The following is a 26,241-nucleotide window of genomic DNA, read 5'->3' as shown; positions in this document are numbered from 1 at the left end:
ACATCATGGCCAATCCGTTCAGCCTTGAAGGCAAGGTCGCCGTCGTCACCGGCGGCAACACCGGCATCGGCCAGGGCATCGCCCTGGCGCTGGCGGACGCGGGGGCGTCAATCGTCTCGGTCGCGCGCCGGGCGTCGGACGACACCGTCGGCCAGTGTCTGGCCAGGGGCGTCAAGGCCGTCTCAATCCAGGCCGACCTCGGCTCCATGGAGCCGATCGAGCGCATCGTGAAGGAAGCGACCGAGGCCTTGGGCCCCATCGACATCCTGATCAACAACGCCGGCATCATCCGTCGCAACGACGCCGTCGACTTCAGCGAGGAAGACTGGGACGCGGTCATGAACGTCAACCTGAAGTCGGTCTTCTTCCTGTCGCAGGCCGTGGTGCGCGACATGATCGCGGGCGGTCGCAAGGGCAAGATCATCAACACCGCCTCGATGCTGTCCTATCAGGGCGGAATCCGAGTGCCGTCCTACACGGCGTCCAAGTCGGGCGTCGCGGGCCTGACCAAGCTGATGGCCAACGAGTGGGCAAAACACGGCGTCAACGCCAACGCCATCGCGCCCGGCTATTTCGCCACCGACAACACCCAGGCTCTGCAGGACGACCCGGTGCGTTCGAAGGAAATCCTGGGTCGCATTCCCTCGGGTCGCTGGGGCCAGCCGTCGGACATCGGCGGGGCGGCGGTTTTCCTGTCGTCGGCGGCGTCGGACTACGTTCAGGGCATCACCCTGCCGGTCGACGGCGGCTGGCTCGCGCGCTGACGACCGGATAGCGTAGCGGCATGACGAGCAACATCACCGGCGGCCGCATCCTCTGCTTCGGCGAGATGCTGCTGCGCCTGACCCCGAACGACGGCGAGATGCTGATGCAGTCGGCGGGGCTGACTGCGCGGCCGGGCGGCGCCGAGGCCAATGTCGCGGTGTCCCTGGCCCAGTTCGGCGCGCCCGTGTCGATGGCCACGATCCTGCCCGACAACGCGCTGGGCCGCGCGGCCCGCGACGAAATCCGCAAGCACGGCGTCGACACGGCGCCGGTCAGGTTCCTGCCCGGCCGGATGGGCCTGTACTTCCTCACCCCGGGCGCCGTGCGGCGTCCGTCCGAGGTTCTGTACGACCGCGCCGGTTCGGCCTTCGTCCAGCACGTCGACGGCGCCTTCGACTGGCCCGCCTTGCTGGAGGGCGTGGAGTGGCTGCACGTTTCCGGCGTCACGCCGGCCACGGGACCGAGCGGCTCGGCCGCCGCCCTGTCCGCCATGAAGGCGGCGCGCGCCGCGGGGGTGAAGGTCAGCTACGACGGCAATTTCCGCGCGAAGCTCTGGGACCAGTGGGACGGCGAGCCGGCCGAGGTCCTGGGCGCCATGCTCTATGCCTCCAACCTCGCGTTCGCCGATGACCGCGACTTCGCCATGGTGCTGGGCCGGTCGTTCGATCACGCCGATCCGCAGGCGCGCCGGCGCGCGGCCGCGGCCGCTGCGTTCGAAGCCTTCCCCTCTCTCCAGCGCATCTGCTGCACGCTGCGCGTCAACGACAGCGTGCAGGACCAGACCCTTTCCGCCGTCATGCTGACCCGGGACGGAGAACACCACGCCCCGGCGATCGCCCTCAGCGGCGTGGTCGACCGGGTCGGCGGCGGAGACGCCTTCGCGTCAGGCGTCCTTCATGGCCTGTGGCGCGGCTGGTCCAACGATGACGCCCTGGCCTTCGGTCTGGCGGCGGCGGGGCTGAAGCATTCGGTGGCGGGGGACTTCAACCTGTTCGACGAGGCCCAGGTCCGGGCCGCCATGGTCGCCGAAGGCTTCGACATCCGGCGCTGATCCGCCTCTAGGAAACCGGTGTCATAAGTGCTTATGATCCCGTGACCGGGCGCAAGACCCGGCGCCTCTGTCCTTAGGAAACGACCCGGAGTTCCCCATGTCGCCGACCCTGTCGCGCCGCGCCGTCCTCGCCTCGGGCGCCGCCCTGATGGCGGTCGGCGGAACCGCCCCCGCCTTCGCCCAGGCCGCGCCGGACCGCGCCGCCATCCTGGCCACGATGAAGCGGGCCGCCGCCTTCATGGCCGACGAGGTCGCCGTCGGCGGCGGCTATGTCTGGAACGTCCTGCCCGACTTCTCGCGCCGCTGGGGCGAGCTCGAAGCCTCGCCGACGATGATCTGGGTCCAGCCTCCGGGCACGGCGACCGTGGGCCATGCCTATCTCGACGCCTATCACGCGACCGGCGACGAGCAGTTCTACAACGCCGCCAAGGCCGCCGCCGACGCGCTCATCGCCGGGCAGCATCCGCGCGGCGGCTGGAACTACGTCATCGACACGGCGGGCGAGGACAGCCTCAAGACCTGGTACGAGACGATCGGCGGCAACGCGTGGCGGCTGGAGGAATTCCAGCACTACTACGGCAACGCCACCTTCGACGACGCGGGCACGGCCGAGGCGTCGCAACTGCTGCTGCGGGTCTATCTGGAGAAGCGCGAGCGCAAGTATCGGGCGCCACTCGACAAGGCGATCCAGTTCGTCCTCGACGCCCAGTATCCGAACGGCGGCTGGCCCCAGCGCTTCCCGTTCGTCGAGGGCGCCGGCGGTCTGCACGGCAACCCGGACTATACGCCCTACATCACCTTCAACGACGACGTGGCGGGCGAGAACATCGAGTTCCTGCTCTACTGCCACCAAGCGCTCGGTTCGAACGACCGTCGTCTGGTCGACGCCATCCAGCGCGGCATGGACATCTTCGTCGCCACCCAGCAGCCGATGCCGCAACCGGCCTGGGGCCTGCAGCACTATCCGGATACGCTGAAGCCCGCGCCCGCCCGCACGATCGAGCCGCGCGCCTTCGCCACCCACACGACGGCGACCAACATCCGGTCGATGATCGGCTTCTACAGGCTGACGGGCGACCGGAAGTATCTGGAGCGGCTGCCCGAGGCGCTGGACTGGCTGGATCAGGTCAGGACGCCCCAGACCCTGATCGCGCCGGGACGGACCCATCCGACCTTCATCCTCGAGGGCTCGAACACTCCGGTCTATATCCACCGCCGGGGATCGAACATCAGGAACGGCCGCTACTACGCCGACGAGAACCCCAACAATCTGATCGTCCATTACGGCTCGTTCCGGAACCTGGATACGGCCGCCTTGCGCGCCGATCTGGAAGCGGCGGCCGCGCTCGACCCGGCGGCCCTGATCGCCGCCTCGCCGCTGAAGGCCCGTGCGGGGACGCTGAAGCTGCCGAAGTATTTCACCCTGCGCGACGTCAGCGTCTGGGACATGTCGACCGACGGGCGGCGTCCGCGTCCGGTGGCGGCCGGGCGCGCGGCCGAGCTGGCGGCGAGCCTCAACACGCGCGGTTACTGGCCGACGCCGTTGACCACGACCTCCAACCCCTACCGGGGCCCGTCGCCCCAGGCGGTCACCGGCGGCGAGTACCAGACGACCCGCGTCGGCGACCTGTGGGACACCTCCCCCTACAACACCGACTTCCCGGTGGAGTGCATCTCGACCGAGGCTTTCGTCCGCAACATCGGCGACCTGATCGAGGCCCTGGCCGCACCGGCCGCCTGATGCGTCTGGACCGCCGCGCCCTGCTGACCGGTCTGGCGGCGACGCCGCTGTCCGGCTGCATGTCGATGCCCCGGATATCGATGCCGAGTCTGTCGATGCCGTCGGTCCCGTTCATGCGGACGCCGCCGGTCGACCAGAAGGCCTGGGGGACGCTGGCCGACGGGCAGACGGTGACCCTGTTCACCCTGAGCAACGCCCGGGGCTCGCAGGCGCGGGTCATCACCTGGGGCGGCGTGCTTCAGTCGCTGACCCTGCCGGATCGCGACGGGCGGATGGCGGAGGTCGTCCTGGGGCTCGATACGCTGGCCGACTATGTCGAGCGGTCGCGCAACTTCGGTTCGACCGTCGGCCGCTATGCGGGGCGGATCGCCGACGGGCGGTTCGAGCTGGACGGGCGCGAGGTCCAGCTCGACGTCGGCACGGGGCCCCACTCGACGCACGGCGGCCCCGTCGGCTTCGCCAAACGCAACTGGATGGGGCGGCCCGACCTGACCGAGGAGGGACCGGGCGTGGTCCTGACACTGGTCAGCGCCGACGGCGATCAGGGCTTCCCCGGGCGGCTGACGATCTCGGTCACCTACAGGCTGACGCACGACGACCGGCTGACGATAGACTACCTGGCCCTGACCGACCGGGCGACGGTGCTGAACCCGACCAACCATTCTTATTTCAACCTGTCGGGCGATCCGGAGCGGCTGATCCTGGATCACGACCTGCAGATCGAGACCGACGCCTTCGCGGCCTATGCGTCGGACAAGATCGTCACCGGAGAGCTGGCGCCCGTCGCGGGCACGCCGTTCGATTTCCGCAACGCCAAGCCCATCGGCCGCGACCTGTCGGCGGAGAACGAACAGCTCCGCATCGGCGGCGGCTACGACCACAGTTTCGCGGTGCGGGGCCAGGGTCTGCGTCGGGCCGGACGGCTGTCGGACGGGTTCAGCGGGCGCGCGCTTGAGGTCTGGACCACCGAGCCGGCGCTGCATGTCTATACGGCGAACACGGTCGAACTGGTCGGGCGCGGTGGGGCCGCCTATCGCCCGCACTGCGGCGTGGCGCTGGAGACCCAGCACTATCAGAACAGCCCGAACCGGCCGGCGTTTCCGTCGACGGTGCTGAGGCCGGGCGAGACCTTCCGGTCGCGGACCGAGTTCCGGTTCTCGGCGGGCTAAGAAAAAGGCCCCGGCGTTTCCGCCGAGGCCCTCTTCAAAATCGCATCGGGTGAAAGGCTTACGCCTCGTCGCCCTTGTCGGCCGAGCCGGTGACCGGAACGACGGCGCCCTTGGCCGGGCGGACGGTCTGGCGCTCGGCGATACGGGCCGACTTACCGCGACGGTCGCGCAGGTAATACAGCTTGGCGCGCCGGACGACGCCGCGACGCTTCACTTCGATCGACTCGATGTTCGGCGACAGGATCGGGAAGACGCGCTCGACGCCCTCGCCGAAGGAGATTTTCCGGACGGTGAAGTTCTCGTTCACGCCGCCGCCGGCGCGGGCGATGCAGACGCCTTCGAAGGCCTGAACGCGCTCGCGCTCGCCTTCCTTGATCTTGACGTTGACGCGAAGCGTGTCGCCGGGCTGGAAGTTCGGGATCGCGCGGACGGCGACCAGACGGGCTTTTTCTTCCGCTTCGAGCGTCTGAAGGATGTTGGCCATGGTTCTATTCTCCTCGGGCTTTGGCGCCCTTTAGCTTTGATTTGGCGGAAGATTCCGCAGGTCGTGTCGCCAGATGCGCCGCCCATAGATCGGGACGCCGCTCCTGGGTCGTCGTCTCCCTTTGTGCCTGACGCCAGGCCGCCATCTTGCGATGGTCGCCGGACAACAGGATCTCCGGGATGTCGATCCCCTCGAACGTCCGCGGTCGCGTGTACTGCGGATGCTCCAGAAGACCGTCCTCGAAGCTCTCGGACGACAGGCTTTCGGCCTGGCCCAGAACGCCGGGGATCAGTCGTACGCACGCCTCGATCACCACCATCGCCGCCGCCTCGCCACCGGCGAGAACCGCGTCTCCGACGGAGACCTCCTCGAACCCCCGGGCGTCGAGCACCCGCTGGTCCACCCCCTCAAACCGGCCGCAGAGAACGACAACGCCGTCCGCTTTAGCCCACTCCTTCACTCTCGCCTGCGTCAGGGGTCGACCGCGTGCGCTCATGTACAAAAGCGGCCGGGGCGACCCCGTCAGGCTGTCTAGAGCCCGGGCCACCACGTCCGCTTTGAGTACCTGTCCGGGGCCGCCACCCGCGGGGGTGTCGTCCAGGAAGCCGCGCTTATCTTCGGAAAAACCGCGAATGTCCAGCGTTTGCAGGTCCCACAGCCCCTTCTCGCGCCAGGCCGTGCCGATCAGCGACACGCCGAGCGGCCCGGGAAAGGCCTCGGGGAACATGGTCAGGACGGTGGCGGTGAAGGGCATGGGGCGCGATCTAGCGCCCCTGCCCTCTCACGTCACGCCTTCGCGGCGATGCCCGTCTCGGCCAGCCATTCGAGGATCTTGCCCTTGGGCATGGCGCCGACCTTGAGCGAGGCCATCTGGCCGTCCTTGAACAGCATCAGGGTCGGGATGCCCTTCACGCCCAGCTTGGACGGGGTCATCGGGCTGTCGTCGATGTTGATCTTGGCGATGGTGACCTGGCCGCCGAGTTCGTCGGAGATCTGCTCCAGGGCCGGGCCGATCTGCTTGCAGGGGCCGCACCACTCCGCCCAGAAATCCACCAGCACGGGAGTGGACGATTTCAGGACGTCGGCGTCGAAGCTCTCGTCGGTGACCTTGACCGTGGCCATTGCAGTTCTCTCCTGGGGGCGGCCTAGGCGCGCCCGGTGTCATGTTGGTCGAGATGTGGGGCGATTCTGGGGGAAATCAACGGCGCGGGAGAGCCAGTGGAAACTCCCGCGCCAAAATCGGACGAGCAAGCCTTGAACAAGTGGACACCCGTGTCCACTTAATCGCTTCGATGACCCGCCCCCTCAGAAAAGACGCCGCAGACAGACGCTCCGCCCTCCTTCGCGCCGCTGCCGAGGTTTTTGCGGAGGAGGGTATCGACACGCCCCTGGACCGGATTGCCGAACGGGCCGGCGTGGGCCGGGCGACCCTCTATCGCAACTTCGCCAACCGCACCGAGATCGCCCTGGCCGTGCTGATGGACGAGGTGGATGTGCTGGGCCGACGTTTCGCCGAGCCTCAAGACGACGAGGCCTTCCTCGATTTCCTGACGGCCCTGTCTGCGACCCTGACCCGCAATACGGCGCTGGGCGGCGTCGTCCGCGCGGCTCCCTCGCCGGAGATTCTGGACCCTCTGCGTCAGGCTTTGGTCAGGGCCGCGACCCCGGCGCTGCAGGTCTCACAAGCCGCCGACATCGTGCAGGACGACATTCAGCCGTCCGACATCCGCATCCTCTCGGCCATGCTGGGCGCGGCCCTGCACAACGCCGCGCCGGCCGAAAGGAACGCCATCGCCGGTCGCACGCTGGCGCTCGTACTGGAGTCCGTGAGGGCCAAGCCGTGAGCCGCCGCAACTTCGCCCTGCCCTGGAACGCTTACGTCGAGACGCTGCAGCCGCACGAGCGGCCGATGCTGCCCGGCTCTCCGGCCACGCCTGACCATGCCCTGCGCTATCGTCTGGCCTATGCCGCCATCGGACTTTTGGTGACCGCGACCGGGGGCATCGGCGCGGCCATGGTCACCGCCAATACCCAGCAGCTGGGCGGCGCGCTCGGCGCCTCCATCGTCGAGGCCGCCTGGTTGCCCGTCGTCTTCGTGATGACCAACGCCTGCATGAACCTGCTGCTGATCAAGTTTCGCCAGCAGTACGGCCTCAGGCTCTTCGCCAAGATCTTCCTGATCGCCTACGTTGTGATCGGCATCGCCGCGTTTTTCTTCGAGACCTATGCCTCCACCCTGATCGTACGCGCTTTCGCCGGCATGGCTTCGGCGGCTCTGTCGTCACTCGGCATCCTCTATCTGATCCAGGCCTTTCCGGCGGCGCACAGGCTCAAGGGTCTGGTCATCGGCATCGGCGCCTCAAGCCTGGCCATCCCGGCGGTGCGGTTGTTCTCCAACCACCTCGTCGAGCTCAGCGAATGGCGCGGCTTTCACGCCTTCGAGCTGGGCCTGTCGCTGTTGTCGCTGGCGGCGGTCTTCGCCCTGCGCCTGCCGCCGTCGGAGAAGCTGAAGGTGTTCGACAAGCTCGACTTCGTCACCTTCGCCCTGTTCGCCCCGGGCATCGCCCTGTTGTGCGCCGTACTCGGTCTGGGCCGCATCGTCTGGTGGACGGAAGCGCCGTGGATCGGCTGGGCCCTGATCGGCTCCATTGTCCTGCTCAGCGCCGCCCTGATCGTCGAATACAATCGCGCCACGCCGCTGATAAATCTGAAATGGATGGCCGGGCCGGACATCATCCGCCTGACCCTCGCCATTGTCGGCGTCCGCATCGTCCTGTCCGAACAGACCTCGGGCGCCGTCGGCCTGATGACCCAGCTGGGCGTCGGTCCGGACCAGATGCACGGCCTGTTCCTGCTGATCCTCATAGCCACCGCCGCCGGGACCCTGACCAGCGCGTTCACGATGAATGTCGCCAAGCTGAACAAGCCGATCGCGATCGCCCTGGCGCTGATCGCCGTCGGCGCCTTCATGGACAGCCACGCCACCGTCCTGACCCGCCCGGCCCAGCTCTATGTCAGCCAGGCCCTGCTGGCCTTCGCCGCCGCCTTCTTCATCGGCCCGGCCCTGATGCAGGGCATCGTCCAGGTGCTGCAGAAAGGGGCCCAGAACCTCGTCAGCTTCATCGTCGTCTTCGGCATCGGCCAGAACGTCGGCGGCCTGCTCGGCTCGGCCATCATCGGCACGCTCGAAACCGTCCGCGAGAAATACCATTCAAGCCAGTTGTCGGAAGGCCTCACCCTCGGCGACCCTCAGGTCGTCCTGCGCCTGCAACAGCTCTCCGGCGCCTATGGCCGCGTCATCCCGGATCCCGCCCTGCGCACCGCCGAGGGCCAGATCCTGCTGCAACAGCAGATCACCCAGCAGGCCCATGTGCTGGCCTACAACGATGTCTTCCTGCTGATGTCGGCCTTTGCGGCCCTCGGCTGCGTCTGGGTCACCTTCAACCATTTCCGTCCCCGCCTGCAGGCGCGGTTGGCCGGAGGCGAAGCCGCCTCGGCCGCCGCCGCCGTCGAGTAAAGCCCCATGTCCGACACCACCGCTCCCGCCGCTCCCACCGCCGCAGTCGCTCCTGCCGCGCCCCCGCCGCCGAAGAAGCGCGTCCTGTTCACCGTCGTCCTGGTGCTGGCCGCCGTTATCGGCATCGGCCTGATCCTGTGGGCCTGGCGATTGCCGCCCTTCGCTTCGGGCGTCCAGCACACTGACAACGCCTATGTGCGCGGCCAGGTCACCGTCATCGCGCCCCAGGTCACCGGCTATGTGACCACCGTCGCGGTGCAAGACTTCCAGGCGGTGAAACAGGGCGACGTGATCGCGACCATCGACGACCGCATCTATCGCCAGCGACTGGAACAGGCCAACGCCGCCCTGCACGCCGCCGAGGCCCAGTTGTCCAACTCCGCCCAGTCGCAAACCTCCGCCCGCGGCTCCGTCGCCCAGACCGAGGCGAACATCGCCGGCGCCCAGGCCAATGTCGCCAAGGCCCAGGCCGACTTCAACCGTTCCCAGACCCTGTTCGCCGGCGGCTGGGTCGCCCAAGCCCAGGTGGACGTCGCCCGCACGGCCCTTCGCGCCGCCCAGGCCCAGCTCGCCGCCGCCCGCGCCCAGGAAGGGATCGCCCAGACCGGCGTCACCTCCGCCGTCGTCGGGCGCGGGACACTGGAAGCCCAGGTCGAGAGTGCCCGCGCCGCCGTCCACCTGGCCGAGATCGACCTGAACAACACCCGCATCCTCGCTCCGCGCGACGGGCGCCTCGGCGAGATCAGCGTGCGTCAGGGCCAGCAGGTCGCCGTCGGCACCCAGCTGACGGCCCTCGTCCCCGACGCCCTGTGGATCAACGCCAACTTCAAGGAAAACCAGCTGACCGACATCCTCCCGGGTCAGCCCGCCGAGCTGTCGGTCGACGCTCTGGGTGGACGGACCCTGACCGGCCGCGTCGAGCGTATCGCCCCGGCCACGGGCTCGGAGTTCAGCGTCATCCGGCCGGACAACGCCACCGGCAACTTCACCAAGGTGGCCCAGCGCGTGCCCGTCCGTATCCGGCTCGATCCCGGCCAACCCGGCCTCGATCGCCTGGCGCCGGGGATGTCGGTGGTGGCGCGGGTCGATACGCGGGCGCGATAGCTCACTCCGTCTGGCGCAACCCCGCCAGCGCCTCATCCATCAACCCCTGCGGCACCGGCATCAGCTTCGGCCCGTCCGTCCAGACAAGCGCCGCCTCGACCGGGCGATCCGGATACAGCCGCGCCAACACCGCGACGTATGTGGCCATCTGGGTGACGTAGGCGCTGTCGGCGTTCTCGATGCGGTCGGGGGCGGGGCGGTTGGTCTTGTAGTCGACGACGAGCACTCGCTCGGGCGTGACCACCAGCCGGTCGATGCGGCCGTTGATGACGACGCCGGGACGCAAGGAGCCCGCCCCGCCGGTCAGGGCGATCTCGGCGCGGGAGCCGGGGCCGAAGACGGCGGCGAAGCGAGCGTCGTCGAGCACGCGGAAGGCGGCGTCGATCATCTCGGCGCGCTGGGCCTCGGACAGGTCGCGTTCCTTGGCCAGCAACCGGGCGGCGGCGTCGGGGCGGTCCGGGACGGGGATCTCGGGCAGGCGTTCGAGCAGCAGGTGGATCAGGTCGCCGCGCCGGAAACGGCCGAGGGCGGCGCCCTCCGCGGTCGTCGTGACGGCCAGAGGCGACGGGGCGGCGATGCGTTTGGCGCCCTGCATCTGTGACGGGGAGACGTAGCGGGCGGACGGATCGACCGGGGGCGCCGTGCGCGCCCAGGCGGGGACATCTATAGTCGAGCGGGAGGCGGCGTCAGCGGCGCCAGGCACCTCGGGATCGACGCCGTAGCGGCGGCGGCCATCGCCTGTGTCGCGAACCTGTGCGCCGAGGCGTCCGAAGGTCTCCGTCAGGACGGCCCACCAGCTGCCGTCCTCATAGCCCTGTTTCGACCGGCCCGAGCCGCGCCCGAGGATCATGATCCGGTCACGCGCCCGAGTCAGGGCGACGTAGAGGAGACGCAGGGTCTCGTCGTCGACTCGCCGCTGACGCACGGCGCGGGCGTCGGCGGAGGCCTCGCAGTCCTCCTTCTCCGACACGGGGCACATCAGCCAGGCCTCGGTTCCGTCGACCAGCTCGACCGGCATGAGGGTCGGGCCCTGGGCCTTCGCCCTCGCCGTGGTGTCGGGCAGGATCACCACCGGCGCCTCCAGCCCCTTGGCGCCGTGGACGGTCATGACGCGGACCTCGCCGCGCGCGCCCTCGAGCTCGCGCTTCACCTCGACGTCGGCGGCCTCCAGCATCGACAGGGCCGTTTCCAGATCGAGGCCGCCCCGCTGTTCGGCCGCCAATACCTGGTTCAGGGTCTCGTCGATCGCCTCCTCCGCCTCGCGGCCGAGGCGGGACAGGATGCGGGCGCGGCCCGAACGGCCGGTCTCGTCCACTCGGTTCAGCAGGGCGGCGAAGAAGGCGAAGGGATCGCGGCCGCGTTGGGAGAGGGCGAAATCCAGCAAGGCTTTCGCGCGGGTCCATTCCGGTCGTTCGGGCGCGCGGCGTTGAAGGACGGGCCATAGTCGACTCTTGCGATGCTCGGCGCCCGCGAGGTCGAACAGGCTGTCCTCGTCCACGTCGCAGAAGGGGCTGCGCAGGACGCCGGCGAGGCTGAGGTCGTCGTCGGGGTAGAGGGCGAAGCGGGCGACGGCGATCAGGTCGTCGAAGGCGATATGCGACGACAGCTTCAGCCGGTCGGCGCCGGCGACGGGCACGCCCGCCGCCTTCAGGGCGCGGATGATCTCCTCGAAGGTCGCGTCACGACGGCGGACGAGGATGAGGAAGTCGCCGTAGCCGGACGGGCGCAGGGTTCGCGTCTTGCGGTCCTGCACAGCGACGCCGGTCTCGACCTGCCGCTTGATCTCGCGGGCGAGGTCGGCGGCCATCCGCTTGCGGGCGCTCTGGACAGGCTCCTGATCGACGGGGTCGTCCCAGGCATCGCGTTCGGGGGGCTTCTCGTCCTCGTAGAGGGGCCAGAGATCGATACAGCCCTGATCGTCGGCGCGCATGGCCTTGTGGGCCGTGATGGCGCCGACCTGTTCTCCGACGAGGGCGCGGGTGCGGTCGGGGCCTTCGAACACCGCGTCGACGAAGCCCAGCACCTCGGGCGTGGAACGGAAGGAGGTCGCCAGTTCGACACCCGTGTAGGCGAAGCCGGCGCCGCGGACGAGGGTTTCGTAGCTCTGCGCCTCGCTGTTCAGCCGCTCGGGCCGGGCGCCCTGAAAGGAATAGATCGACTGTTTCTCGTCGCCGACGGCGAAGACGGTGCGCTCGACCTTGCCGGCGCCGAAGCGACGCGATCCGGCGCCGGAGAAGAAGCCCTCGGTCAGGGCGCGAATGATGTCCCACTGTTCCGGGGCGGTGTCCTGGGCCTCGTCGATCAGGACGTGCTCGACCCCGCCGTCGAGCTTGTAGAGGACCCAGGCGGCGTTGGCGCGGACGGTCAGGAGTTCGACCGTGCGGGCGACGAGGTCGCCGAAGTCGAGGGCGCCGCGCTGGGCCTTGGCCTGATCGTAGAGGGCGCCGTGGGCCTGGGCGAGCGTGAGAACATGGACGGTGTCCTCGGCGACGCGTGCCTTGCGAACCTGACCGAGGGTCGCGACGACCTTGTCCTGCATGGCCGTCAGCCACTCGCGGGCGTGGGCAGGGGCCTGTTTGGTCGCCATCGACTTGCGCGGCGCGCCGGAGGTCAGGAAGACCGAGGCCACTTCCGGGAAGGTCCAGTCGGCGGCGTACATGCGGTCGGCGCAGCCCTGGTCCGTGACCGAGCCGGCGGACATCAATTCGGCGATCTCGAGCCATTCGTCGCGGTCGAGGAAGCGCATGAAATCGGACTGGATCGATGCGACGTCGCTGTCGGGATCGGCGCCGACGAGGGCGTGGGGACCGGGCGAGCGGCCGTCGGCGGCGCGGGCCACATAGTCGATCAGCTTGGCGCGATCCTGCTCGATCCGTGCCAGCAGGCTTTCGAAACTGGCCCAGTCGAGCTCGACGGCGAAATGGGCGTAGGCGCGGCCGATGCGACCGTCCTCGTCGGCCAGGGCGGCGCGGGCCAGGTCCTCGCGCGCGGCGTGGGACAGGACGATGGCGGCCTGATCCTCCAGCACGGTGAAGCCAGGGGTGACGCCGGCCTCCAGCGGGAAGCGACGCAGCAGTTTTTCGCAGAAGGCGTGCAGGGTCTGGATCTTCAGCCCGCCCGGCGTGTCGAGGGCCTTGGCGAAGAGCTTCCGCGCCCGCGACAGGTCGGCGTGGGACAGGGTCGCGGCGTCGCGCCCGTCGAGATCGGCCAGCGACGCCGACAGGGTGCGGTCGTCCATGACGGCCCAGGCGCCGAGCCGGTCGAACAGCCGCGCCTGCATCTCGGCGGCGGCGGCCTTGGTGTAGGTGACGCAAAGGATCTCGCCGGGCTGGACCTCCTCCAGCAGCAGACGGGCCACGCGGTCGACCAGGGTCGAGGTCTTGCCCGAGCCGGCGTTGGCGGTGACGAAGACCGACTGGCGCGGGTCCGCCGCCGCGATCTGGGCGCGGTCCGGCAGGATGCGGACGCCAGAGTCTTGGGGGATGTCGACGGCGCTCATTCGGCGTCTCCGTCGGCGCCGGCGACCGACCATTCCCAGACGCGGGCGAGGTGGTCGTAGTTGCCTCCGAAATTGCCCATGAACTGGGGCGCGACCCAGCTGAGGTAGGGGGTGGTCTGGTCGTCGAAGCGGGCGACGCGGGCCTTCAGTCCGGCCAGCGCCGACATCGACAGATCGGAGGCCTCGGCGCCGGAGGCGCGGACCGCGGCTTCGCCGGAGACCTTGCGGCCGACGACACGGACATAGGTCAGTTCCTCGGGCTCGACCGGGCCGGAGGTCTTGAGACCCGCCTCGGCCAGGATGGCGCCGGTCAGGGTCAGCTGGGGGGCGAAGCCGGACTTGACCTGTTTGGCCGAGGGCGCCGCGCCGGTCTTGAAGTCGAGAATGGACGCGCCGGTCGAGGACAGTTCGATCCGGTCCGCCTTGGCCGTCAGGGTAAAGGGTCCGGCGGGGGCGTCGAAGGTCATGGCGACCTCCTCCTCGACGCGGATCTCGATGCCGCGCGCGCGGCGGCGCATCTCGAACCCGGCCAGCCAGCGGGCGGCGTTGCGGGCCAGGGGCTGTTCGCGCGCCATAGAGGCGTCCTCGAAGCCGTGGTGGGTCAGCTCCTCGTGCAGCAGTTGGGTGATCTGGGCCTCGCAGTCGTCTGGCAGGATGTCGGGCCAGCTGAGGGTCAGCCGCTCGACCGCCTTGTGCACCGCCTGGCCGCGCGCGAGGGCCTCGGCCGACTGACCCGGCCGATCGAGCTGGCGCAGGTTCAGGACGTAGCGGGCATAGACCGCATAGGGATCACGCACCCAGCGCTCGACGCCGGTGACGGGCAACTGGCGTGGACGGCGGTCGACCGGAGGTTTCGGCGCGGGGCGTCTGGCGAGACCGCCCTGTCTGGCGACGGGGGCATCCAGCGCGCGCGCGGCGGCGAGGGTTTCGGAGGGGCGGTCGATCTCCACCCCTGCGCCTCGGGTCAGCATGTCGAGCCGCCACAGCCAGCGGGAGCGGACGGCCGGCTGGCCGCCACGTCGTTCCGAGTGGATCAGGATGGCCTCGGGCGAGCAGGCGGCCTGGACGAAATCCTGGGCCGTCTGGCCGACGCGGCGCTCGGGCGGGGGAAGGCCGAGGGTCTGGCGCATCGGACGCGAGAGGAAGGGATCGATCGGCGCGCCCTGCGGCCAGACGCCCTCCTCCAGCCCGGCGAGGATCATCCGGTCGGCGCGGACGAGCCGGGCCTCGATGGCGCCGAGGATGCGCAGGCTGGGGTGGGTCGCGCCGCCGGTGCGGACGGTGGTGTCGTGGAGCAGAGAAGCGACCAGTTCGGCGAAGTCGGTCGGGCTGACGGCGCCCAGCGACGCGCCGCCCTGGATGAGCTGGGACAGGAGCGACGCGGCCGCCTCTCCGTCCGGCCCTGCCCAGACATCGATGCCGGCGAGGGCCTCGACGAGCGTGGTCAGGTTGCGGGCGGCCTGGTCGAGCGGTGTAGCACGGCCGAGGGCGGCGGTCCCGGCGAGGGCCTGCAGCCGACCGCCGAGCGCGGTCGCCCCGGCGAGGCGGGCGAGGGTTCCCTCGGACGGCGGCTGGCCGTCGCGGCGGGTTTCGGCGGCCTTGGTCAGACGGGCCTCGATGCGGGTCCAGTCGCGGGTCCGGGGGCCCCGGAAGGCGATCTTCTCAAGCTCGGCGACGGCGTGGGGCGTGGCCTCGGAAAGGGTCGTCAGTTCGTGCTTGATCAGGGCCAGCACGGTCTGCGGTTTCAGCGGATCGGCGATGAAGCGGGCGGCGAGATCGACGAGGACACCGACCGGCATCTGGTCCAGCGTCGCACCCGAAGAGGAGTCGGCGACGACGCCCCAGCGCTCAAGCCGCGCGGCGACGCGGCGGCCGAGGGCGAGATCGGGCGTGGCCAGGGCGCAGGTCCGGGCTTTCCCATCAGGATGGGGCGTCTCCAGCGTCTCGCGCATCATCAAGGCGATGGTCGCAGCGGCGTCTTCCTCGGTGCGGGTGGCGACGACGGAAAGGCCCTGGAGGCCGAGGGCGATGGGGTCGGCGGCCTGTCCGGCGTCGGCCGCGTCGGCGCGCAGACGGGCGATCTCGGTGCGCCAGTCGGCGGTGGCTTCGGCGGGACGCAAAGCCTCGTTGACCAGTCGCTGGCGGGCCAGGCCGCGCGCCTCGACGGCGGGCTCGGCGGGACGGCGGAACCAGGGACGGACGGCGGCGCGGTCGGTCCCGGCGCGTTCGAGGAGTCGCTTCAGGGCGCTTTGCGGATGCTGTTCCTCGATGGCGTCCCAGGCGTCGGCGCTCAGATCGAGGTCGAGACCCGGGAGGACGACACAGCCCTGCGGCGCTTTCGCCACGGCCTTCAGCACGTCGGCGGCGGCCTTGACCGTGCCGGTCGATCCGGCGGCGATGACGGGACCCTGCGGCGGATGGCTGTCCCAGCGGTTGGCCAGCAGACGCAGCAACTGCGTCCGTCTCCAGGAGGCGTCGACCAGGCCGAGTTCGGCCAGCCGCTCGGGCCAGGCCTTGACCACCAGACCGAGGAAATCCGCCGACTTCTGCCAGTGTTCGGCGAAGTCCGCCTCGGCCAGATCGGCGATCCGTTCGCGGTCCTCGACCTCCTCGATGTGACAGGAATCAAGGAAGGCGCCGAGGCTGTCGGCCAGCTCCAGGGCGCGCATAGGCGACAGGGTCTCGTCGTGCCTCTCGACGATCAGCCGCGCCATCTCGAACCGGCGCGTCAGGGGGGCGATGGCGGGCGGCAGGTCGAGGCCCAGCTCGCCCGGTGTGAACGGCGACTCGTCCTCCTCCAGATCTCCGAGCGGCCGGACCTGGGGCAGAAGGACGGGACGGTCGCCGCTGAGCGTCGACAGGGCGGAAGTGAAGGCTCGCGCCGCCCGGCGGTTGGGCAGAAGGATGGTCGCGTCCGACAGGGTCTCCGGCGCCTGATCGCCCAGCCAGTCGAGAACGCCGGCGGCTAGGTCTTCGAGGAAGGGCCGATGCGCCGGGATGGCGAACCAGCGCGGGTCGTCCTTGCCGCTGCGATCGGGGAAGGGGTTGAAGGCTGTCACCCGCCCGCCCTCAAGCAGCGAGCCGCCGCGCGGCGAGGGGTAGGGCGCTTCATATGTTCAGCCGCGCCTCGGCCTCATCGCGCGCCTGTGGGTCGCCGACGTGCATCCAGTCGCCGTCCAGCACGCAGCCGTAGAGCCGCCCGGCCGCCGCCGAGGCGCGCCACAGGGGGCTCAGCGAGAACGGTCCGTCCGGCCCGCCGTCGGCATAGTCCGGCCGGGTGATGTGGACGCCCATATAGGCGAACGGCGCCGACGGAGCCTCGCCCCGGAAGGTCAGGCGGCCGTCGTCGCCGAGGAAGAAGTCGCCGTCGCCCTCGAACCCGATCGAGCCCTCGCGCCTCGCCAGCAGCAGGCAGGCGTCCATCTTCGTCGGATCCCACAGACGGATCAGTTCGACGGCCCAGTCGGCTGTGTCACCACCGGTCCAGACGCTGTCGATATTGGCCACGAAGACCGGCTCGTCGCCGAGCAGAGGGTGGGCCTTCTTGAGGCCGCCGCCGGTTTCCAGCAGTTCGGCACGCTCGTTGGAAATGGTGATCGCCGGCGCCCGACCGCGTGCGGCCAGATGCGCTTCCAGCCGGTCCGCGAACCAGTGGACATTGACCACGGCCCGCTCGACGCCCGCCTCAGCCAACCGGTCCAGGACGTGGTCGATCAGAGCCCGGCCGCCGACCTCGACAAGAGCCTTGGGCCGGTCGTCGGTCAGGGGGCGCATCCGCGTGCCGAGGCCCGCGGCGAGGACCATGGCGGTCTTGGGAGCCGTCATGCGCGCACCTCTTCCGGCACGTATTTGTCGAACCAGCGGGCGACGCCTTCGAGGCCGGGCTTCGTCAGGTTGGCGTTCAGGTGGGCCCACATGCGCGGCATGAAGGCGGCGTAGCGGGGCTTGCCGTCGCGCACGATCAGGCGGGCGAAGATGCCCAGAATGCGCGCCTCGTTCAGGGCCGCGAGACCGGCGTAGGACCGCAGGAAGGCGGCTCGGTCATCGACGCGAGCGACCTCGAAATATCGGTCGAGCGCCTCGGCCTCGAGCACGGGCGAGACGTCGCGACGGGCGTCCTGAAGCAGGGAATGCAGGTCCCACGACGGGTGGGCGCGGACGGCGTCCTGGAAGTCGATCATGCCGACGCGGGCGGGACCTTCGCGCTCGGGCAGCCAGATCAGGTTCTCGGCGTGATAGTCGCGGTGGGCGACGACCGAGGCGCCGGCCTCGCCCTCCGCGACGACGGGCGCCCAGGCGGCATGCCAGTCGGCGAGGGCGGCGGCGTCGAAGCGCAGTTCGGATTTGAGCTTCGGCATCCATTCGACGAACAGATCGGCCCCGCCTTGAAGCGCGGTCCGGTCATAGACCTGCAGCGGCCATTGGCCCGCCGCGCCGGTCAGGATCGGCGGCGTGGGTGCAGCGTGCAGTTCGGCCAGGGCATCGATGGCGGCGAGGTAGAGCGGCGTTTCGTCCTGACCGGCCTCGATGACGCGGGCGAACAGGTCGTCGCCGAAATCCTCCAGCACCGCAAGGCCGGCCTGCGCGTCGAGCGCGACGATGTCGGGCGCCGACAAACCGACACTGCGCAGGTGGGAGGCGACGGCCGCAAAGGCCTCGATCCGGCCGGCGGACAGCCGGGCGATAGCGTTCCAGCCCTCGGCCTTGCGGCGCTCCGGCGACCAGGAGGGATCGGCCGGAGGGCTCTCGGCGGCGGCGACCTGATCCATCAGCATCAGGCCCGGTCCGCTGACAGGCGTCAGCCGCTCGTAGCGGCGCGTGGAGGCGTCGCCGGGCAGAGGCGCGCGGCGGGCGTCGGCGAGGCCGACCTCCGTCAGGAAGGCGACCCGCTGGGCCTCTCGGTCGGTCACGGTCTCAGACATTCAGGCTCTTTGGCAGGCTTTCGACGACGTCATTGATCTTCTCTGCCCACGTCCCTGCGCCGGAAACGGTCGCATGCCGCCCCTCGCCGCGTTCTTCCAGGGTGATGGTCAGGCGGTCGGGGCCCAGGACGCGGGCGGGATCGTCGCCCAGTCGCTCGGGCCATTCGATCAGGGCGGCGCCGACATCCAGCGCCTCGTCCAGCCCGATCTCGAACGCCTCCTCCGGCCGGGTCAGGCGATAGAGGTCGAAATGGGCCACGGGCGGATCGGTCTCGTAGAACTGGACCAGGGTGAAAGTCGGCGAGGGGACGTCCTCGTCCTCGCCCGCCAAGGCCCGGATCAAGCCGCGCGCCAGGGTCGACTTGCCCATGCCGAGCGGGCCGTAGAGCAGGACCGCCTCGCCCGGTCCGAGACGCGGCGCCACCGCCCGGCCGAGGGCCGTGGTCGCCTCCGCGTCGGCCAGATCGATGCCGATCATCAGGCGAAATCCGCGTCGGGCTGGGACGGCAGGACCCGCTCGGTGAATGCCTTCAGCGCATAGGTGGCGCGGGTCGCGTCGATGTCGAAGCGGGTCGGCGGGATCGGCTTGCCGACGCTGAGCCGGAACGGCTTCTTCCGCTTGTTCAGCAGCTCGTGGAACAGGGTGATGTCCCGCAGTTCGGGCGACACCCGGTGGAACAGGTGGAAGAGGGTCGAGTACGGGCCGCTCACATGGATCGGGATGGTCGGCGCCTCGTATTTCCGCGCCAGCGAGGTCGCGGTGGACGCCCACTCCGGGTCGGTCAGGGCGCCGTCCTTGCCCACGCGGGAAATCCGTCCTGCCGGGAACATGACCACGCAACGTTCCGCCTCGAACGCGGCCCGGGCGGCGTCCAGGGTGACGCGGGTCTTGGCCCGCGTGCGTTTGGCGACCACCCACTCGACCGGGATGATGACCTCTTCGAGCCGGGGCGCGACGCGGACGGCGTCGGCATTGGCGAAATAGATGGCGTCGGCGCGGCGCTTCCGGATGGCGTCATAGACGGCGATCCCGTCCGCGATCCCGGTCGGATGGTTGCAGACGACGATGCAGCGACCCGTCGCCGGCAGACGGTCGAGGTTCAGGCTCGACACCTTGAGGTCCAGCAGGTTCGACACATGGTCCAGCGCCGCCTGCCCCGGGAGCGGCGCGATGGAGTCGGCCATCTCCCGTGCGGGGCCATAGCCCAGCATCGAATAGAACAGCGGGCGAACCAGCGGCCAGATGAAGGAGCCGGTCAGACGCGGCGCCCGCTCGGCGATCAGGATATCGACGACGTGATGCGACCGCCCGGCGGGGACGGCGGCAGGCTCGGTCGGGGCGGGCGGCGAAGCGGTCATCCGCGCCCCTTGTCGCCTCTGGCGGGAAAGCAGGCAAGCGTGCGGCTTGGCTCCGGGCGGTCGCGTGATAAGTCTTTCGCGAACAGGGGAGACCACCATGCGCTGGATGATCACGACAGCCGCCGCGGCGCTGATGCTGGCGGTCGCGCCGATGACGGCGTCAGCCCAGACAGCCTCCCCCTCCGGCGCCGAGGTGGCCGCCCTGCCCGGTGGTCTGTCGATGCGAGCCCTGGCGATGATGGACCGGGTGTCCGATCCGCGCGTCTCGCCGGACGGCCGGAGGGTCCTCTATTCCGTCCGCTCCACCGACTGGGACGGCAATCGCGGCGTCAGCGCCCTGTGGGTCGCGGACGTTTCGGGAGGCGAGCCGCGCAAGCTCGCCGTCTCGACCGGCGGCGCCTCGACCGGACGCTGGGCCGTCGACGGTCAGGCCATCTATTTCCTGTCGGCGCGCGGCGGGTCGAACCAGGTCTGGCGCGCGGACGCCGAGGGCAATGCGGCGGTGCAGGTCACGACCTATCCGGTCGATGTCGTCGCCTTCAAAGTTTCGCCGGACGGGCGGAACCTGATCCTCAGCCTGCCGATCTTCATCGACTGCGACACGCTCCAGTGCACCAAGGACCGGATCGAGGCGGACAACCGGTCGCCCTCGACGGTCACCGGCTATGACCGGATGCCGCTGCGCCAGTTCGACCACTGGAACGACGGTCGGCGCCAGCATCTGTTCGTCCAGGCCCTGAACGGCTCGGGTCTCGCAGACGGCACGCCGCGCGACCTGATGGCCGGGATCGACGCAGACACCCCGTCCCAGCCCCAGGGGACGGAGGATGAGTTCGTCGTCTCTCCCGACGGGCGCACGGTCGTCTTCTCGGCCCAGACCCAGGGCCGGCAGGAGGCCTTCACCAACAACTCCGACCTGTTCCGCGTCTCGATCGACGGCGCGACCGTGGCCAACATCACCGCGACGAATGTCGGTGCGGACGGATCGCCCGCCTTTTCCCCGGATGGACGCCGTCTGGCCTGGCTGGCGGGCCGTCGCGAGAACGTTGGGGGCGATCAGGCGGTAGTCATGGTGGCCGACGCCGACGGCTCGAACCCGCGCGCGCTGGTCGACGACTGGGACCGAGGCCCGGCCGGCCTGCGCTGGCGTTCGGACGGACGGTCCTTGCTGACCACGACCGCCGACAACGGCGTCCAGCGGCTCTACGAAATCGACGCGCGCAGCGGCGAGCTGGAGGCGCTGAGCGGCTCGGGGTCGGTCACCATGATGGACGAGGCGAACGGCGTCCTCGTCGTGGGCGAGGAAGACTTCTCCCTGCCGCCGGACCTCTATCTCTACGCGCCCGGCGACGCCCCCTGGCGGACGATCACGAGCCAGAACGCGACGACCATGGCCGCGATGGACCTGCCGAACGCCGAGCGGTTCGAGTTCGAGGGCTGGAACGACGAGTTCGTCCAGGGCTGGGTGTTCAAGCCGGTCGGCTATGTCGAGGGGCAAACCTATCCGGCCGTGTATCTGATCCACGGCGGACCGAAGTCGCCCTGGACCGAAAGCTGGTCCTATCGCTGGAACCCGCAGATTTACACCTCGGCCGGATATGCCGTGGTCATGGTCAACTTCCACGGCTCGCCCGGCTATGGCCAGGCCTTCACCGACGCCATCAACGATCACTGGGGCGACCGGCCGCTCGAGGATCTGCAGAAGGGCTGGGCCGCCGCGCTGGCGTCGAACAGCTTCATCGACGGTGACCGGGCCTGCGCGCTCGGCGCCTCCTACGGCGGCTATATGGTCAATCTGATCGCCGGCAAGTGGAACGGACCATGGCGTTGCCTGGTCAATCACGCGGGCGTCTTCGACGTGCCCCAGCTGATGAACGCCATGGATCTGGGCAACTTCATCTGGGAGTTCGGCGGGCCGTCGTGGGAGCGGATGGACCTGTATCGCGAGTTCAGCCCCGGCGACTTCGCCAGTGACTGGACCAAGCCCATGCTGGTCCTGCACGGCTCGCGCGATTTCCGGGTGCCGATCGACCAGGGGCTCGCGACCTTCTCGGCCCTGCAACGGCAAGGCATCCCCAGCCGGTTCGTCCAGATCCCGGACGAGAACCACTGGGTGCTCAAGCCGCGCAACTACGTCGACTGGCAGAGGGAAATCCTCGACTGGACGGCGCGCTGGACAGCGGAGGCGCCGTAGCGGTTACCAGAGGCGGGCGACCCCAAAGCTGTCGAACAGCTTCTCGTTCGACACCAAGGTCAGATCGCGCAGGATGGCCTGGGCGATCAGCATGCGGTCAAACGGGTCGCGGTGTGCATTCTCCATGCGTCCCGCCACCTGGGCCTCACGAACCGACAGCGACAGAGGTTCGAACCCTGCGGCTTCGACTTCCTCGATGAACTCGCGGGCCAGCCGGGTCGCCTCGGGCAGCTTGCCCATGCCGTGTTTCAACGCGACCTCGTACGCTGATACGGCGCTGACATAGATCGTGTTCTCGCCGGACTTGAGCGCGGCATGGGCCTCGCGACCCAAACGGCTATCGTCCGTCAGCCACCAGAGCAGGGTGTGAGTATCGAGGAGGAGCCTCACTCTTCGTCGCCTCGGCCTTCCCACAGACGCAACTCTTCCTCGGGGAGAGGATCGAAGAAGCGATCGTCGAAGGCGATAATCCCTTTGAGCCGCCCCGGTACGCGATCCGGCCGTTTCACAGGCTCTACTGGGACCAAACGAACAGCCGGCTTGTCGCCTCGCGCGATCACCACCTCCTCGCCTCGCTCGGCGGCGGCGATGAGTTTGGAGAGATGCGTCTTGGCCTCGTGAACGGTGACGGTCGTCATTGGAAGCTCCTTAGTCCCACCTACTTAGCTAACATCTGCCCAATCGGCAACTTTCGCACCCGGCCGCCCGGTGCTACGCCAGCGCCAACGAAGTCCCCAGGAGCCGTCCGATGCGTCACCGTTCCCTGCTTTCCGCCTGCGCCGCTCTGGCCATGCTAACGGCCCTGCCCGCTCTGGCCGAGGCGCCCATCACGGAGGCCGAGCCCGCACAGGCCGCCGAGCGCGCCTTCACCTATACCGACATGTTGAACGCCAACCGGCTGTCGGATCCGCGCGTCTCTCCGGACGGGACAAAGGTCGTCTACGCCGTCCGCGCCACGGACATGGAGGCCAATCGCGGCGTCTCCAGCCTGATGATCCAGAACCTCAACGGCGAAGGCGAAGCCCGCCGCCTGGCCATCTCCGACGGCGGCGCCAACACCGCGCGCTGGGGCTCGGACGGTGCCCTGTATTTCCTCTCGGGCCGGTCGGGCACGAGTCAGGTCTGGAAGACGGACAGCACCGGCGCCACGGCGACCCAGATCACCGACCTGCCGCTGGACGTGAACGCCTATGTCCTCAGCCCCGACGCCTCGAAGGTCGCCGTGTCGCTGGCCGTCTATCCGACCTGCGACGACCTTGCCTGCTCGGTTGCGCGCGGCACGGAAGCCGCGGCCCGCAAATCGACCGGTCAGGTCTATGACCGCATGTTCGTGCGCCACTGGGACACCTGGAATGACGGCACCCAGAACCACCTGTTCGTGGTCAACGCCGACGGTTCGGGCGATCCGGTCTGGGTCACCCACGGCTTCGACGGGGACACTCCCTCCAAGCCCTTCGGCGACGAGAGCGAGTTCACCTTCACGCCGCAGGGCGACGCCATCGTCTTTTCCGCGCGCGTCGCCGGCCAGACCGAGCCTTGGAGCACCAACTTCGACCTGTTCAAGACCAACGGCCTGACGGGCGAAGGCTTCACCAACCTCACCGACGCCAACGACGCCTGGGACACCGGGCCGGTCTTCTCGCCCGACGGCAAGACGATGGCCTACCGCGCCATGGCCCGTCCTGGCTTCGAGGCCGACCGCTGGCAGATCGTTCTGATGGATGTCGCCACCGGTTCGAAGCGTGAAGTCGCCGCCAACTGGGATCGCTCGGCCGACACCCTGCAATGGTCCGCCGACGGCCGCAGCCTGTTCGTCCTCGCCGGCGACGTCGGCCAGACGAAGCTGTTCCAGATCGACGCCGCCAACGGCGCGGTCGTGCCGATCACCGGCGAGGGCCACGTCTCGGCCTTCGAACAGACGCCGTCGGGCTTCGTCTTCGCCCAGGACAGCCTGACCTCGCCGTCGGAGCTCTATGTGAAGACCTTCCGCGGTCGTGAGATGCCGCGCCAGATCACCGACGTGAACCCCGAACTCGACAGCCGCCTGTTCGGCGCGGCCGAGCAGTTCAACTTCCCGGGCTGGAACGGCGAGACCGTCCACGGCTACGTCATCAAACCCGCCGGCTATGTCGAGGGCCGCAAATATCCGGTCGCCTTCCTGATCCACGGCGGACCGCAGGGCAGCTTCGGCAACTCCTGGTCCTACCGCTGGAACCCCGAGACTTATGCCGGCGCCGGCTATGCGGTGGTGATGATCGATTTCCACGGCTCGACCGGCTACGGCCAGGGCTTCACCGACGCGATCTCCGAGCACTGGGGCGACCGCCCGCTGGAAGACCTGCAGAAGGGCTGGGCCGCCGCGCAGGCGAAATACTCTTTCATCGACGGCGACAACGCCTGCGCGTTGGGCGCGTCTTATGGCGGATACATGATCAACTGGATCGCCGGCCGCTGGTCGGACGAGTTCAAATGCCTGGTCAACCACGACGGCGTGTTCGACATTCGCGGCATGGCCTATGGCACCGAGGAGCTGTGGTTCACCGAATGGGAATACGGCGGCACCCACTACGACAACCCTGAAGGCTATGAGCGTTTCAACCCGGTCAACCACGTGTCCGAGTGGAAGACGCCGATGCTGGTGGTCCAGGGTGACCGCGACTATCGCATTCCGACGTCTCAGGGCCTGTCGACCTTCACCGCCCTGCAGCGTCGCGGGATCGAGAGCCGGCTCATCGTCTTCCCGGACGAGAACCACTGGGTCCTCAAGCCGCAGAACAGCCTGCAATGGCACAACGAGGTGTTCCACTGGCTCGACGAACACCTGCAACCGGAAGACTAGACGCGTGACCCATCCCTCCCCGGAAACGCCCGACGGCTCGCTCGTCGGGCGGGTCATCGCCATGCCGGCCGACACCAACCCCGAAGGCGACATCTTCGGCGGCTGGCTGCTGGCCCAGATGGACCTGGCCGGCTCGACGCCAGCCTTCGACATCGCGCACGGGCGCTGCGCCACCATCGCGGTGGACGCTATGGTCTTCCACCAGCCGGTCTCGGTCGGCGACGAGGTGTCCCTTTACGCCACGGTCCTGAAGACCGGCCGCACCTCGATCCGGGTCAGGGTCGAGGCGTGGAAACGGCCGCGATCGACCCACGAGGTGTCGCGCGTGACCGAGGGCGTCTTCACCTATGTCGCCATCGATCAGGACCGGAAGCCGAGGCCGTTGCCGGGACAGAGCTAGGGAAGAACACGATGGACCGTATCCTGTCGGTGGTCGTCATACTCGCGTGCGGTCTGGTCGTCGTCTCGGTTCTGGTTTTGCTGCCTGAACTCGCGAAGAACTGGACGACTGAGCCGGAGGATGTGGTTGGTCCTCTGCTGCTTGCCGCGATCTCTGCAGTCGTCGCGACACTGCTGGGCCTGAAGCTGGTGGGGCGATCCAATAGGTGGACTAACCGGATAGCCCTCGTTTTGGGCGTCATCTTCGCTGCTGCAGCTCTTTTCACTCTGGCCAACGGCGGCTGGCCCACTGCCGTCATCCTGTTGTGTGCAGCGATACCCCTGCTCATAGCCGCAAAACGCCCGAAAACTTGACCCTCCTGCCCCCTGCGCCTACCTGACGGCCATGGCCATCCGACGTATCCTGACCATCGACAACGCGCCCGATCTGGCGATCCTCAAACAGGTGTCAAAGCCCGTGGAGGTCGTCGACGAGGCCATGCGCGCCCTGATGGATGACATGCTGGACACCATGTACGACGCGCCCGGCATCGGCCTGGCCGCCGTGCAGATCGGCGAACTGCATCGCGTCGTGGTCATGGATCTGGGCGACGGTCCCCTGCCGGAAGGCGCGGAGGCTCCCGCCGAGGGCGAAGAGACCCGCGTCCCCAACCCGCGTTTCTTCGTCAATCCGGAGGTCCTGTGGGCCTCGGACGAGACCTATTGCTACGAAGAGGGCTGCCTCTCGATCCCGGAGTATTTCGACGAGGTCGAACGCCCCGCCCGCGTCCGGGTCACCCATCTGGACCGCGACGGAAACCGCATCGAGGAAGAGATCGAAGGTCTCTACGCCGTCTGTTACCAGCACGAGCTGGATCACCTGAACGGCGTGCTCTTCATCGACCACCTGTCGCGCCTGCGCCGCGACCGGGCCATGTCCAAGGTCAAGAAGACCATGCGCCTGAGAGAGGACGCCTGATGACCCGTTTTCGCGATCGCATCGTCGACCGGTCCGGCCGGCGCCGCCTGACCCGCTCTGAAAAGATTGGCATAGGCTCGGTCGCTACACTGGTCGGCGTGGCCGCGCTCGGCATCATCGCCGGTGTGTTGCTGGACCGTCTGCTGGTCTTCGACGACGCGCTCGACGCCGGCGGCGAATGGGACGAGGGCGGCGGCGTCTCGACGCGCTGGCAGTAAACGCCCCCACCGTCTAAAGGCG

General features: G+C 68.9%; 24 protein-coding genes. 13 read left to right on the top strand and 11 right to left on the bottom strand.

The annotated features are described in order from the left end of the window. Positions 1-5: 5 nt before the first annotated feature. The 4 genes from kduD to ACQY68_RS04065 all read left to right on the top strand — a co-directional run bounded on the left by kduD (position 6) and on the right by ACQY68_RS04065 (position 4,726). A complete protein-coding gene (kduD, locus tag ACQY68_RS04080; protein ID WP_428151779.1) occupies positions 6-764 on the top strand; it encodes a 2-dehydro-3-deoxy-D-gluconate 5-dehydrogenase KduD in 759 nt (252 codons plus the stop codon). Positions 765-784: 20 nt separating this feature from the next. Further along, complete coding sequence (locus tag ACQY68_RS04075; protein ID WP_428151778.1) at positions 785-1,816, top strand: PfkB family carbohydrate kinase; 1,032 nt, start codon at positions 785-787, stop codon at positions 1,814-1,816. A gap of 97 nt (positions 1,817-1,913) precedes the next feature. Then, the gene (locus tag ACQY68_RS04070) at positions 1,914-3,557 is read left to right on the top strand and encodes a pectate lyase (protein WP_428151777.1); all 1,644 of its coding nucleotides are present in this window, start codon (positions 1,914-1,916) and stop codon (positions 3,555-3,557) included. Then, a complete protein-coding gene (locus ACQY68_RS04065; protein WP_428151776.1) occupies positions 3,557-4,726 on the top strand; it encodes an aldose epimerase family protein in 1,170 nt (389 codons plus the stop codon). The genes ACQY68_RS04070 and ACQY68_RS04065 overlap by 1 nt, the downstream gene beginning before the upstream one ends. A 58-nt stretch (positions 4,727-4,784) precedes the next feature. Here ACQY68_RS04065 and rplS read toward each other — a convergent pair whose 3' ends face one another. Genes rplS through trxA form a run of 3 tightly spaced genes read right to left on the bottom strand, consistent with a single transcriptional unit; the run spans position 4,785 to position 6,332 of the window. Beyond that, positions 4,785-5,210: a 50S ribosomal protein L19 gene (gene rplS, locus ACQY68_RS04060; protein ID WP_428151775.1), complete on the bottom strand. Its 426-nt coding sequence runs from the start codon at positions 5,208-5,210 to the stop codon at positions 4,785-4,787. Positions 5,211-5,214: 4 nt separating this feature from the next. Beyond that, entirely contained in the window at positions 5,215-5,964 is a 750-nt protein-coding gene (gene trmD / locus ACQY68_RS04055) for a tRNA (guanosine(37)-N1)-methyltransferase TrmD (RefSeq protein ID WP_428151774.1), read from the bottom strand. Between the two features lie 32 nt (positions 5,965-5,996). Next, positions 5,997-6,332 (bottom strand): thioredoxin, encoded by a 336-nt coding sequence (gene trxA, locus ACQY68_RS04050; RefSeq protein ID WP_298163590.1) that lies wholly within the window; start codon positions 6,330-6,332, stop codon positions 5,997-5,999. Between the two features lie 170 nt (positions 6,333-6,502). Between trxA and ACQY68_RS04045 the strand changes: the two genes are divergently transcribed. The 3 genes from ACQY68_RS04045 to ACQY68_RS04035 are packed head-to-tail and all read left to right on the top strand — an operon-like array spanning position 6,503 to position 9,831. After that, the gene (locus tag ACQY68_RS04045; RefSeq protein ID WP_428151773.1) at positions 6,503-7,054 is read left to right on the top strand and encodes a TetR/AcrR family transcriptional regulator; all 552 of its coding nucleotides are present in this window, start codon (positions 6,503-6,505) and stop codon (positions 7,052-7,054) included. Then, the gene (locus ACQY68_RS04040; RefSeq protein WP_428151772.1) at positions 7,051-8,727 is read left to right on the top strand and encodes an MFS transporter; all 1,677 of its coding nucleotides are present in this window, start codon (positions 7,051-7,053) and stop codon (positions 8,725-8,727) included. Before ACQY68_RS04045 ends, ACQY68_RS04040 begins: the two co-directional genes overlap by 4 nt. A gap of 6 nt (positions 8,728-8,733) precedes the next feature. Then, on the top strand, positions 8,734-9,831 hold the full coding sequence (locus tag ACQY68_RS04035; protein WP_428151771.1) for an HlyD family secretion protein: 1,098 nt from the start codon (positions 8,734-8,736) through the stop codon (positions 9,829-9,831). A gap of 1 nt (position 9,832) precedes the next feature. Here ACQY68_RS04035 and addA read toward each other — a convergent pair whose 3' ends face one another. The 6 genes from addA to ACQY68_RS04005 are packed head-to-tail and all read right to left on the bottom strand — an operon-like array spanning position 9,833 to position 19,611. Beyond that, positions 9,833-13,330 carry a double-strand break repair helicase AddA gene (gene addA, locus ACQY68_RS04030; protein WP_428151770.1) on the bottom strand — a complete coding sequence of 1,166 codons (3,498 nt, stop codon included), beginning with the start codon at positions 13,328-13,330 and terminating at the stop codon, positions 9,833-9,835. Then, the gene (gene addB, locus ACQY68_RS04025; protein ID WP_428151769.1) at positions 13,327-16,389 is read right to left on the bottom strand and encodes a double-strand break repair protein AddB; all 3,063 of its coding nucleotides are present in this window, start codon (positions 16,387-16,389) and stop codon (positions 13,327-13,329) included. Before addB ends, addA begins: the two co-directional genes overlap by 4 nt. 49 nt (positions 16,390-16,438) lie before the next feature. Further along, a complete protein-coding gene (gene murU / locus ACQY68_RS04020; protein ID WP_428151768.1) occupies positions 16,439-17,155 on the bottom strand; it encodes an N-acetylmuramate alpha-1-phosphate uridylyltransferase MurU in 717 nt (238 codons plus the stop codon). Further along, entirely contained in the window at positions 17,152-18,252 is a 1,101-nt protein-coding gene (gene amgK / locus ACQY68_RS04015; RefSeq protein ID WP_428151767.1) for an N-acetylmuramate/N-acetylglucosamine kinase AmgK, read from the bottom strand. The genes murU and amgK overlap by 4 nt, the downstream gene beginning before the upstream one ends. Next, a complete protein-coding gene (tsaE, locus tag ACQY68_RS04010) occupies positions 18,245-18,730 on the bottom strand; it encodes a tRNA (adenosine(37)-N6)-threonylcarbamoyltransferase complex ATPase subunit type 1 TsaE (RefSeq protein ID WP_428151766.1) in 486 nt (161 codons plus the stop codon). Before tsaE ends, amgK begins: the two co-directional genes overlap by 8 nt. Then, a complete protein-coding gene (locus ACQY68_RS04005; RefSeq protein WP_428151765.1) occupies positions 18,730-19,611 on the bottom strand; it encodes a GNAT family N-acetyltransferase in 882 nt (293 codons plus the stop codon). Before ACQY68_RS04005 ends, tsaE begins: the two co-directional genes overlap by 1 nt. A 97-nt stretch (positions 19,612-19,708) precedes the next feature. Between ACQY68_RS04005 and ACQY68_RS04000 the strand changes: the two genes are divergently transcribed. Next, positions 19,709-21,805, top strand: a complete 2,097-nt coding sequence (locus ACQY68_RS04000; protein WP_428151764.1) for a prolyl oligopeptidase family serine peptidase — start codon at positions 19,709-19,711, stop codon at positions 21,803-21,805. A 3-nt stretch (positions 21,806-21,808) separates the two neighbouring features. Here the strand turns inward: ACQY68_RS04000 and ACQY68_RS03995 are convergent, their stop codons facing one another. After that, a complete protein-coding gene (locus tag ACQY68_RS03995) occupies positions 21,809-22,195 on the bottom strand; it encodes a type II toxin-antitoxin system VapC family toxin (RefSeq protein WP_428151763.1) in 387 nt (128 codons plus the stop codon). Beyond that, entirely contained in the window at positions 22,192-22,443 is a 252-nt protein-coding gene (locus ACQY68_RS03990) for a type II toxin-antitoxin system Phd/YefM family antitoxin (protein ID WP_428151762.1), read from the bottom strand. Before ACQY68_RS03990 ends, ACQY68_RS03995 begins: the two co-directional genes overlap by 4 nt. A gap of 110 nt (positions 22,444-22,553) precedes the next feature. On the opposite strand from ACQY68_RS03990, the gene ACQY68_RS03985 reads away from it, so the two are divergent. From ACQY68_RS03985 to ACQY68_RS03965, 5 genes are all read left to right on the top strand, one after another. Further along, positions 22,554-24,644, top strand: a complete 2,091-nt coding sequence (locus ACQY68_RS03985) for a prolyl oligopeptidase family serine peptidase (protein WP_428151761.1) — start codon at positions 22,554-22,556, stop codon at positions 24,642-24,644. 61 nt (positions 24,645-24,705) lie between these two features. Continuing rightward, positions 24,706-25,044, top strand: coding sequence for an acyl-CoA thioesterase (locus ACQY68_RS03980; RefSeq protein ID WP_428152583.1), 339 nt, complete (start codon positions 24,706-24,708; stop codon positions 25,042-25,044). A gap of 11 nt (positions 25,045-25,055) precedes the next feature. Further along, on the top strand, positions 25,056-25,397 hold the full coding sequence (locus tag ACQY68_RS03975; protein WP_428151760.1) for a hypothetical protein: 342 nt from the start codon (positions 25,056-25,058) through the stop codon (positions 25,395-25,397). Positions 25,398-25,428: 31 nt separating this feature from the next. Next, positions 25,429-26,001, top strand: a complete 573-nt coding sequence (gene def / locus ACQY68_RS03970) for a peptide deformylase (RefSeq protein WP_428151759.1) — start codon at positions 25,429-25,431, stop codon at positions 25,999-26,001. Beyond that, positions 26,001-26,219, top strand: coding sequence for a hypothetical protein (locus tag ACQY68_RS03965; protein ID WP_428151758.1), 219 nt, complete (start codon positions 26,001-26,003; stop codon positions 26,217-26,219). The genes def and ACQY68_RS03965 overlap by 1 nt, the downstream gene beginning before the upstream one ends. Positions 26,220-26,241 lie beyond the last annotated feature (22 nt).

Source organism: Brevundimonas sp. (genome assembly GCF_965278935.1).
Lineage (GTDB): Bacteria > Pseudomonadota > Alphaproteobacteria > Caulobacterales > Caulobacteraceae > Brevundimonas.
The sequence above is the reverse complement of the archived record's forward strand: the minus strand, read 5'-3'. Positions and strand labels throughout refer to the sequence as shown.